General features: G+C 57.4%; 8 protein-coding genes. 3 read left to right on the forward strand and 5 right to left on the reverse strand.

Going from position 1 to position 10289, the window contains the following annotated elements; all coding sequences use genetic code 11:
- The first annotated feature begins 199 nt into the window (after positions 1-199).
- On the forward strand, positions 200-814 hold the full coding sequence (locus IGS51_RS11070) for a ribonuclease HII (RefSeq protein WP_297078451.1): 615 nt from the start codon (positions 200-202) through the stop codon (positions 812-814).
- Positions 815-899: 85 nt separating this feature from the next.
- On the opposite strand, the gene IGS51_RS11075 is transcribed toward IGS51_RS11070, so the two are convergent.
- A complete protein-coding gene (locus IGS51_RS11075; protein ID WP_367279318.1) occupies positions 900-1484 on the reverse strand; it encodes a DUF1997 domain-containing protein in 585 nt (194 codons plus the stop codon).
- A 448-nt stretch (positions 1485-1932) separates the two neighbouring features.
- On the opposite strand from IGS51_RS11075, the gene pheA reads away from it, so the two are divergent.
- Positions 1933-2778 (forward strand): prephenate dehydratase, encoded by an 846-nt coding sequence (pheA, locus tag IGS51_RS11080; RefSeq protein WP_297078453.1) that lies wholly within the window; start codon positions 1933-1935, stop codon positions 2776-2778.
- A gap of 155 nt (positions 2779-2933) precedes the next feature.
- Here the strand turns inward: pheA and IGS51_RS11085 are convergent, their stop codons facing one another.
- The 3 genes from IGS51_RS11085 to IGS51_RS11095 form a co-directional block, all read right to left on the reverse strand.
- Entirely contained in the window at positions 2934-3584 is a 651-nt protein-coding gene (locus tag IGS51_RS11085) for an LON peptidase substrate-binding domain-containing protein (RefSeq protein ID WP_297078454.1), read from the reverse strand.
- Between the two features lie 261 nt (positions 3585-3845).
- Complete coding sequence (gene cutA, locus IGS51_RS11090) at positions 3846-4229, reverse strand: divalent-cation tolerance protein CutA (protein WP_367279319.1); 384 nt, start codon at positions 4227-4229, stop codon at positions 3846-3848.
- Positions 4230-4280: 51 nt separating this feature from the next.
- The gene (locus tag IGS51_RS11095; RefSeq protein WP_297078456.1) at positions 4281-4814 is read right to left on the reverse strand and encodes an ATP-binding protein; all 534 of its coding nucleotides are present in this window, start codon (positions 4812-4814) and stop codon (positions 4281-4283) included.
- 57 nt (positions 4815-4871) lie between these two features.
- Here IGS51_RS11095 and IGS51_RS11100 point away from each other — a divergent pair, with 57 nt between their 5' ends.
- Positions 4872-6029 (forward strand): SpoIIE family protein phosphatase, encoded by a 1158-nt coding sequence (locus tag IGS51_RS11100; protein WP_297078457.1) that lies wholly within the window; start codon positions 4872-4874, stop codon positions 6027-6029.
- Positions 6030-6168: 139 nt separating this feature from the next.
- On the opposite strand, the gene IGS51_RS11105 is transcribed toward IGS51_RS11100, so the two are convergent.
- On the reverse strand, positions 6169-10289 hold a 4121-nt coding region (locus IGS51_RS11105), incomplete at its 5' end, for a LamG domain-containing protein (protein ID WP_297078458.1).

The following is a 10289-nucleotide window of genomic DNA, read 5'->3' on the forward strand; positions in this document are numbered from 1 at the left end:
CCCTGGTCGAACAGTGAGACGCTCGCGCCGCCGGTCTCGAAGTACACATCGCTGCCGCCCTGATCGGTGATCGTGATGTCGCCGTCGGTGCCGGCGTCGATCGTGTAGTCGTCGTCGCCGCCGTCGCCGATCGTCTGTGTCAGCCGACGAGTCGGCCTCCTAGTCAGCCACCGGATGTACCTGAGGTAGAAGGGGGCAGATGGCAGCCGAGCTAATCGCGGGCGTGGATGAGGTCGGGCGGGGGGCGCTGTTTGGGCCAGTGGTGGCCGCCGCCGTGATCTTGCCAGAAAGTGCTGCTGCTGAATTGGCTGCCCTCGGCGTGACGGACAGCAAGCTTCTGTCGCCTGTGCAGCGCGATCGCCTGGTGGAACAGGTGCGTCGTCTGGCGATGGATTGCCGGATTGGTTTTGCCTCGGTGCGGGAAATCGATCGCCTCAATATTTTGCAGGCATCGCTATTGGCCATGCGTCGGGCGATCGCCCGCCTCAGCCCGCAGCCAGAACTCTGCCTGGTGGATGGCAACCAGCGCATTCCTGGCCTGCCCATTCCCCAGCAGCCGATCATCAAGGGCGACCAGACCTGTTTAGCGATCGCCGCCGCCAGCATCCTTGCCAAAGTTTGGCGCGATCGCCTGATTGTCCGTCTCTCGGCTCGATATCCCCACTACGACCTGGCCACCAATAAGGGATACGGCACGGCGGCCCATCGGCTAGCGCTCCAAACCTACGGCTGTACATCCCAGCATCGCCGCAGCTTTAAGCCCTGTCAGTTGGATGCGTTCCCCGTTCAGCAGAGGCTCGATTTCGGCTCTTGAGAGCTTTTCTTGAGGTCTTCTTGAGATTTTGAGCCGTGCTGCTGTTTGGGAATAGAGCGCCCGAACCGGGGACTGAGCGGCTAGCTTAGTCTGCTGCTAAATCTGGTGCGAAGGAAAGTGAAGCACGGGCTGGTTCTGCGAGTTGCGCCCTGACCCAGTTTTCATAGTCCACCAAAAGCTGATGCATAAGCCGCTGCTTGATCGTGCCCAAAACGCTCCGCAGCAGCCCGTTTCCGGTTGCCTCTAGCAAGGGGCGGGGTGTGACCCAGAGCGCAGGCGGCAGCCCGACCTCGACCTGCAAATTCGCTTGACCCAGCAGCCGAGTTCCATAGCGAGTTTGCACAGGCATCAGTTGCCCCCGCAGATCGAGATGAAACCGCTCATTGATGTAGTCCACACCCAAGATCTCGCTGCCCGCCGACCGCAGCGTAATGCCGCCTTCTGCGTCATTCCAGATGTCAATATCTACCGTGGGCTGGAGGCTGAGCGTGAGGAACGTAATCGGGCGCATTTTGAGACGAAAGCGATCGCCCCCCAGTGCTTCAACCCGACTAGGGTCAACCAGCGCCGTGATCAACCGATGGGGCTGACGCAAATAGTGCTGAATCGGAATCGGCTGCTCAGGAACCTTGAGTTCGACCGATTGGGCGGCGGAGAAACGAGTCTGCATGTCGGATGGCATGAGGAGAACAAAATAAATTGCAGGGCGGGAACATGAAAACTGAGTGACCTTGCCGCCTGCTTAAACATCCATTGCAAAAAGACAAAAGACTCAGTAGCAAAAAGCCAGCCTTTAAGCCCTCAGCGCTTCAGTCGAGCAATACCCGACCAGTCCGTGCCGGAAACAATGCCCCATAGCTTGCGTAGCACTCTGCCTGAACCATTCGGGAATCGCCAAAATTTACGCTTGACTGGGCACTTGCTGGGAGAGAGACTGGGCGATTGACTCGTGGGTTCATTTGCGTCAGCTAATTTCATCCTGAAGCAATATGAAGCTGCAAACAAGCGTATTGGCAATCCCTTAAACAAATTTTACAGCTTTTCCCAGAAATCTACCTTGACTATAGGTAGTATACGGAGGTTTTACAGGGAATGCTGAGATTTCTACTGGGCAGCGTATGACTATCTTGATTGCTCATCTTGGGCCAGCCGGAACCTATGCCGAAGATGCGGCGATCGCCTGTCGCGCATGGCTAGAAAGCACGGCCGGCCTGTCGAGCGAACTGCGTCCCTATTCCAGCATTCCAAAAACGCTGCGGGCCACCGAGAGTGGGGAAACCCAGCTTTCGGTCGTGCCAGTCGAAAACTCCATTGAAGGAAGCGTGACCACCACGCTGGATACGCTCTGGCAGATGAATTCCTTGCAGATCCAGCGGGCGATCGTGCTGCCGATTGACCACGCGCTCATCTCCCGCGCCCCCGATCTGGCATCTCTGCAAACGGTGTATGCACATCCGCAGGCCCTCGCCCAGTGTCAGGGCTGGCTGGAACGGATGCTGCCGGAGGTGCGGTTAATCCCTGCTAGCTCTAACGCCGAAGCGCTCCACAAGCTAGAGCAAGAACCCCAGTCGGGGGCGATCGCCTCTCGCCGCGCCGCCAAGCTCTACAATTTACCCGTGCTGAGCTACCCGATCAACGACTATCCCGACAACTGCACTCGCTTTTGGGCCTTGGGGGTAACGCCATCCCCCGGCGGCACCCATACCTCCCTGGCCTTCAGCGTCCCTGCCAATATCCCCGGCGCACTAGTCACGCCGCTCCAGGTCTTTGCGACCCGCAACCTGAACTTGAGCCGCATCGAGTCTCGACCCAGCAAGCGATCGCTCGGAGACTACGTCTTTTTTATTGACATCGAAGCCAGCGCAGACGACCCAACGGTTCAGCAGGCCCTCCAAGAGCTAACCCAGCACACCGAGACCCTGAAACTGCTGGGCAGCTACTCTATTGCTAAAGTGACTTGCTAAAGTGACTTGCTAGCGTGGCTTAGCCAATCCCGATCTTGCCTGGGGTGGTGTATTTGGGACGATAGGTTTGAGCTTTAAACTTTGAGCGTTCAGCGAGGCAAACAAGCGAGTCGAGACGAAGCTGGTAGACCCGAAAGCGCTAACCCAAAACTGTCCTAGCCATCGAAGCGCAGGGCATCCTTTAGCGCGGTCCGGGCGGCAAGGTGGCTGCGAGTAGAGGTCAAAATCTCCGCTTCTCGCTCCAGACGAGCCGCCGTGTCTTGCAGTTCTAGCAATGCCTGCTGCTCCTGAGCTACGCCGTACAGATTGCTGGCGACCCAGTAAGACAGTTCTAGCGGCAAATCTGGAATATCGTCGGGCACTTCGATTTCCTGATTGGTCAGCTTCGCAGAGAGCCGCACCACGTCTCGCAAAAGCTGATCCACCTCAATGCTAAGAGAGTGGAGATTTCGCTCGGTGGGATGGTCTTCGATCCACTCGACCAGTCCAACGTGATAGGGCTTTTCGCGCACATAATCCAACACTCGAAAGCGCTGCTGCCCTACGGTCATAATCTTCATGCGGTCGTCGGGCATTCGGTGGAAGTTGGTGATTTCAGCGCAGCATCCCACGCTCGCGACGCGACCATCCGCAGGATCGACCATCAGCACTCCAAAGCGGCGATCGCTCTGGAGGATCGTGTTCATCATAATTCGGTAGCGGAATTCAAAAATGTGGAGGGGGAGTCGCCGCCCCGGAAACAGAACAACCTCTGAAAGGGGGAAGAGGGGGAGTTCTCGAACCGCAACCGATGAAAAAAATGCCATTGAGTTCTGTCTAATCAGTATCAGAGCCAGAGAGCGCTAGAGACGCACCTGCACTCACACGCACTGCAACGACTATAGACTGCCGATGCAGCGCTGATGATGGTGCTGATGAACCGCCATTGCCGTGTACACAAAGCTTCGGGCACTTGTCCTTCAGTTTATCGCATTCCTCTGGTTTTCCCAAGGCTAGACAAACTGCGCTCAGCGCCCTGCATGGTGTTCTGAGCTTTGAGTGGTCTTCGCTTTTCGTGGTCTGAAGTTTTAGCGTTCTGACTTGTCGTCCTGATTCTGAAGGCTGACCCTCGATAGGGGCGACAGGGGGTTAACTGAGGCTCCTAACCAGTTGAGATAGTCTGCTGATCCGGCTGCGATCGGCAGTGCGATGATTTCGGGAACGTCGTAGCTGTGGAGTTCCCGGATTTTGGTTTCGAGGGCTGGAAACAGGGTTAGGTCAGTCTTGATCACAAGCTGCCACTCGTCTTGCTGCTCCAAGGTATTCTGCCAGGTGTAGACCGAATGGACGGGAAACAGGCTGACGCAGGCCGCCAGCCGTTCGGCGACTAGGGCGCGGGCGATCGCCGCTGCTTCGGTGCGAGAAGCAGCCGTCGTCAGCACCAGACCATACGGCGCTGGGAGATCGCGCATTGCGGGGAGGTCACTCATACGGTGCTGGGGAACTGATGCGTTGAGGCTGCTCTAGTCTGGTCTGGTTAAGTCTTGCCGGGTGTAATGTTTCACAAAAAGGAGGCAGTTCCGCTGATCGGGCGATCGCCGATAGTCTAGAACGTCTGCTGTTTTTTTCATCAGCAGTAGCCCCCGACCGCCTGCGGCATCCCGGTCTACCTCATCTGGAATCGCCTCCAGCATTTTTCGCAAATTAAAGGTCGGGCCACAATCCCAAATCTGGATTTCTAGAAACTCTTTGAAAATCGTGACGCTAATTTCGATCGGGGTATCTGGCGAACGGTTGCGATGGGCATGGCGGACGGCATTGGTAAAGCCTTCGGCCAGCGCAAGCTGACATTGCAGCCAGACTAGCTCTGGAATACCCGCGCATCGCAGGCCGTCAAACCAGGCCAAGACATGATTTAGCTCATTGAGCTGCGTATCGACCTGGATCTGCTCGCTCCGGAGCATGGTCAACTGAGTCGATCGAGGAGCCGATCGAGTGGGTGAGACTTCGCAGGAAATCCTCGTCTCTTGGGAGGTGAAGCCGGAAGAGGACGACATAAACGCTTATCTTAATAACTATCGTCAAGGTGTCATTGCTCTAGCCCTAGTCTTCCCATGCCGCAGATTCTTATCATCGACGACGACTCAATTATTCAAACGGTGCTGAAAAAAGCGCTGCAATCCCAAGGATATGAGGTTGCGATCGCAGATGATGGGGAGACTGGGCTGGCGCTAGCCGAGAAGCTGCGGCCGGCGCTGATCGTGTCGGATTGGGTGATGCCAGGATTGGACGGGCTAGAAGTCTGCCGCCGGGTCAAAGCAAATCCAGATCTGTCCACTACTTTCTTCATCTTACTCACAGCCCAGAGTGCTGTGGAAGATCGAATTCAGGGCTTGGACACGGGCGCGGATGACTTTTTGGCGAAACCGATTGAAATTAATGAGCTTCAGGCGCGAGTGCGGGCGGGGTTGCGGCTGCACCAGCTTAGTGAAGATTTGCAAACCCAAAAGCGCCTGCTCGAAAAGGAACTGTCGGAAGCCGCCTCCTACGTGCGATCGCTCCTCCCATCTCCACTGACGGGCGACATTGAAATCGACAGCCGCTTTATTCCCTCCAGCCAGCTTGGGGGCGACTGTTTTGACTATTTTTGGCTCGACCCAGACTATCTGGCGATGTATTTGCTGGATGTGTCGGGGCACGGACTGGGCGCGGCGCTGCCGTCGATTACGGTGCTAAACCTGCTGCGATCGCAGTCGTTGCCCAATGTCAACTTTTACCAGCCCCACGTTGTGCTGCGGGCGCTGAACGAAGCGTTTCAAATGGATAGCCAGCACGACAAGTACTTCACCATCTGGTATGGCGTGTACAACAGGGTCAAGCGGCAGCTCACCTACGCCTGCGCCGGACATCCACCCGCCGTGCTGATGCCGGGACGACTGCTGCCCCAGCCCGATAAACCGCCTGAAACCTGTCTGCTGGGGATGCGTCGGGTGCCAATTGGCATGATGCCCGATACGGTTTTTGAGAGCGATCGCTGCACCATTCCCCCCGGCAGCCTGCTGTATATCTTCAGCGACGGCATCTATGACTTGCCCAGTTCTGCGGGGCAGCCTACCTGGGGATTGCATCCGTTCATCAACACTCTGTCTAACTATGCATCCAGTGGTGCATCTATCCCGAATCTCGATCTCTTGCTGCAAGCAGTTCGCAGTCAGGGCGGCGTGTCTACTTTTAGCGATGATCTGTCTATTCTGCAAATCGCGTTTCACTAATTGCAGCCGATCACCCCGCCAACACGCAAATGGAACATCCTTACTCGATGCGTGAATCAAAAAAGGTGTGCCGCTCTGACCGCGAACAGCACACCCCACAATTTACAGAACCCTCAGGCAATTGGTCGCCAGGAGTCGCTTATTGCACCTGGCTTTGCAGCACCGAATCCGGGAACACCTGGTAGTAGCGGCTCATATATTCCATGTATTCAATGATGTAGCTCTCGGTGCTGGCCAGTTCTGGCATAAACCGAGAAATGACCTCACGAATTGCATCTGCCAAATCGCCATAGCTGCGTGTTTTCGACTGCACGTAGGGTTCCAATCGTTTGATCAGTTCCCAGTTGCTTTCAATGTTGGCGGCTCGCAGGGTATCTTCGGCGGGCGTGGCGGCGGGAGAGCCATACCGGGGCAAGACGCGGCTGACGTAGGTGACGCGGTGCATCACGCGCCAGGGCTTGCCGACCTTCTGCTGGATGGACTGGCGCAGGGCGATCGCATTCGGATCGTTGCTCTGTTCCAGCCAGGCTCGGTCGATCACCTTGTTTTCAAAGTCCTTAAAGTGTTCTTGGCTCGGCTCTAGATAGAACGTCATGAACCGATAGCCATCGACCTTCCCAGGACACTTGGCGCGATCGCCCTTGGCATCATACAGCGACAGACCCAACCGTTCCGCCTGCTGCGGGTTGGCGACCTGGATGTTGCGCTCCACATCCAGATCCGCCGTCACCCCGAAGGATCGCTGGGAAGCGCTGGTCCTGGTCTTGGTGAGGGTCTGGCTGCCGCCCCAGAAGGACTCTAGCTCAAAGTTGACCGCCATTCCAGCGATCGCCGTGTTGAAGTCCATATAGCCCCCAATCTGACCCGACACCGAGAATGTGCCGCCAATCACCTCTTGCTGGGTCTCCATAAACTGCTGCGTTTCGGCAAACAGCCCGCCGTCGGCCGTCCAGACGTAGGTGTTGAATAGGTTGCGGCGGGTCAGCTCGGGCAGCTTATCTTCCTGATTCAGGGCAATGCCGCCTTCGATCGCTGCACCGATGCTGGTTCCCACTAGGGGAAGAACGGGTGTCCCTCGCGCCATGCCCTTTTTGCCCGCAGGTTCTACGTCATAGCTGCGATAGTCGGCCTCTAGCTCCTTCTGCTCCCGCTCGATGCGCTGCTTTAGGGCATAGGCTTCGATTGGCTTGAAGTAGCTGCGGTCGGAGCTGGAGTTGGTGGCATTGGGATAATCCACCGCATCCGCATTCAGCCCCACCCGTCCGTCCAGCGTCCCCTGCTTCACATACTTGGGATTCAGTGGGAACATAATCACGTTCCAGTCTTTGGGGATGTCGGGGTTGGGCTGCATCCGCAGAGCCACCGTTACCCGCCGTGCCGGGTCGCGATGCTTCAGCCGCATCACAAACACATCCGCCGTTTCCAACTGCACCAGCGCAAAGCCGACGTTTTTCGGCACATAGCGCCTGCCCAGTTCGGGATAGCGAGGGCGGGCAGCCTCTTCCCAGTCTCCCTGAGCAGTCAGGCGGCTGAGGGTGTTCGTGGTTTTGCCAAAGCTGACGGTACTGTTTTGCAGCCAGCTTGTGTTGGTTTCCATATTGCCCTTAATGCCCAGCACCAGGTTCGTGTTGACGGTTTCCACTACCAGCCCAAATCCAGCTTCATTTTTCACCTTGAAGCCAGCACCGAGCTTCATATTGAGGGCAGTTTTGTAGCTGCGATCGCGCGTATTGGCGTAGGTGTACATCATCTGGTCGGCTTCGGTGAGTTCCACCGTGCTGACCTTTTCGTAGGTATCGCGCACCGTCAGGTTTTCGCTAGGCACAGGCGGCGCACCCTCGATAAAGCCGATGAGCTGTGGGTCATACTGCGCCTGTCCCACCCACTCTAGTTCCAGATCACCGACCTTGTAGCCCGTTAGCAGTCGCCACTGGCCGTTGCGGATGTAGGCGTAGCAGCGCTTCATCACGCCTATCAGGTTGCCCGCAGAATCGGATTGCATATCGCCGTATTCCTGCACCGCAGGCGCATTCGTCAGCACGTCATGAAAGTCGGTCTTGACCTGGGCCAGGGCGCTGCGAATCTGGGCGATTTCTGTGCTGACGGGGGCCGTAGACAGGGCAAAGTAAGTCAGTGTTGCGTCCGTCAGCGGCGAGTTGGGCGCAGTGCCCGGAATCGCTAGATGCAGGCCGCGCCCAGAGCCATCTTGCAGTGTGTTGCCCACTTCGCTGGCGTGATAGTAGGCAAGGAACTGTTCAAAATCGCCTGCAATGGGGCGGAACAGATTGTCCTGGATTTGCTCCAGCGTGCGGGCGACTTTCCAAATGCGGACTTCATCCAGTTCGCCTGTGAAGGCGTGGCGCTGCAACGCTGGGTTAGCGGTCGGAGCGCTTGCATCCGTACCCAGCGAAAATCCAGGTGTACCCTCAAAGGGTGGCTTTTGACGGTTCCAGGCATAGGGCGTGTTGCTGGCGCTCCAGACGTGGGTCATCACGACATCGCCGTTGAGATAGAGCCGCAGACGCGAGGCTTCTGGGTCGCTGCTTTGCACCCAGCGTGCGCCGTAGATCGTGGCGTGATTTGTGCCCTTAGAGTCTTGGGCGATCGCCCCCTGGTTTTCCTCCAGTTGCCACCAGCCGACCAGCTCCTTTTCGCGGCCCTTGATCGCTTTGCCCAATTCCGAGGCAGTGAGAGCGCGGCTCCACAGGCGCACCTCGCCCAGTTCTCCCCGGAACGAGTGAGCGGCCATCTTTGTGGCATCTCGCGGGTCAGTCTGGCAAACAGCCCAGCCGATTTCGAGGGGCTGACTACCGCTGCCGATGGTTCCCTCAAACCGCTCTGGATTTTCCGCCTTGCTGACAGATTTCCAAATCTTATACTGCACGCCGTCCTGGCTGCGTGCATAGAAATGGAATTCATGCCATTGATTGATGCTCACTTGAGCATTACCTTGAGCGGTTTCGGCACGGTGCTGGCGCGTCACGCCGACATGATAGACCTGATTCGGCTGGAGTGAAAATGAGGATTTTAGAAAGTGATTTTCGGGTGAATCCTGGTTGTCTTCAAAGGCGAAAACAAGCTTCCCTTCTTTGTTCACTGACAGGGAATAAGTACAGTCATCATCACTGCCGTCTTGTATCTTACCTTTAGTCAAAATGCCCTGGGGCTGAGCCAAATCATCCAGCCGAATGACAGCCTCGATCGTCAGATCGCCCGCCAGTTCCAGCGTTGTATCGCTGCCACAATCCAGGCGATCGCCCGCCTTAAACCTTAGCGCGTGGGCCTGCTCAAACACTGCCGCAAGATGCTGCCACTGATTAGCGGATGCCATCGGATCGGTGTAGACCAGCTTGCCGCCCACTTCGGCAAACACGCGATAGATCGGCGCATTTTCCCGGAGCGCATCCAGGTCGTGGCTAATGCCCAGGCGATAGCGGGTAGACGGCGACCCCGACTGATGCTTCAGGATTTCCGTAAAGCCCTTGGGAAACGCGCTGTGCTTCACCCAAGCTTCTATCGTCAGGTTGGCTTCGGTTTGATAATCCGCTAGCCGCTGTGTCGTCGTCACGGGGCGAGCAGCCGCATCGAAGGAGAGCGCATAGCCATAGGCATCGGCGACCCAGCGGTTGCTGAGGGTGTCATCGCTGAGGACAGCGGTTCCTGGCTGCACTGGCTCCGGTTCATTGCCCGCATCCACCAAAAACAGCAGCGACCCATCCTGGAGCGATCGCGCAATCTGGTTGACCTGGGCATGAGCGTCGTAGTCGTAGGGCAGCAGATACACGCCCTCGTCAGCTTTGCACGCCAGCGTTACAGGGTCGATTTGCGCCTGCATCATCTGCGAATTGACCCGGCGCAGAGCGGGACTGCCCAATACCTTGCCGGGGCGCTGATGGCGCGAATCGTCCTGGGCAACCGGACGACCCTCCCACAGCACGAATCGCCAGCTTCCTGCCAGCGTTTGCCAGGCGGCTCCGGTGGGGTCGTTCAGCACGCGGCGCATTCCGGCAGCGATGTCGGCTTCGCTGCGGGCTTCGTTCCAGATGCGGAGTTCGCCGATTTGCCCTTTGAAGTGGCGATCGCCATTCCACTGCCCGATGAACAGCGCCCCGCCGCCCAACAGCGCGTTACGGTTGGCGGCCGTCGCCACAAGCTTCCCATCCACCAAAATGGATTGGGTGCGGGCTACGCTGTCGTAGCGCCAGGCGACGTGATACCAGCGCTCTGGCTCCAGCGCGGTGGGGCTGCTGAGGTCGTTCG

The organism is Thermoleptolyngbya sp. M55_K2018_002, from assembly GCF_015295965.1.
Taxonomy (GTDB): Bacteria; Cyanobacteriota; Cyanobacteriia; order Elainellales; family Elainellaceae; genus Thermoleptolyngbya; species Thermoleptolyngbya sichuanensis.

Excerpts from the sequence above, each read along its gene's own strand:
- IGS51_RS11085 (WP_297078454.1), bottom strand. The coding sequence starts at position 3,584 with ATGGCATTTTTTTCATCGGTTGCGGTTCGAGAACTCCCCCTCTTCCCC.
- IGS51_RS11095 (WP_297078456.1), bottom strand. The coding sequence starts at position 4,814 with ATGTCGTCCTCTTCCGGCTTCACCTCCCAAGAGACGAGGATTTCCTGC.
- IGS51_RS11100 (WP_297078457.1), top strand. The coding sequence starts at position 4,872 with ATGCCGCAGATTCTTATCATCGACGACGACTCAATTATTCAAACGGTG.
- IGS51_RS11075 (WP_367279318.1), bottom strand. The coding sequence starts at position 1,484 with ATGCAGACTCGTTTCTCCGCCGCCCAATCGGTCGAACTCAAGGTTCCT.
- cutA (WP_367279319.1), bottom strand. The coding sequence starts at position 4,229 with ATGCGCGATCTCCCAGCGCCGTATGGTCTGGTGCTGACGACGGCTGCT.
- pheA (WP_297078453.1), top strand. The coding sequence starts at position 1,933 with ATGACTATCTTGATTGCTCATCTTGGGCCAGCCGGAACCTATGCCGAA.
- IGS51_RS11070 (WP_297078451.1), top strand. The coding sequence starts at position 200 with ATGGCAGCCGAGCTAATCGCGGGCGTGGATGAGGTCGGGCGGGGGGCG.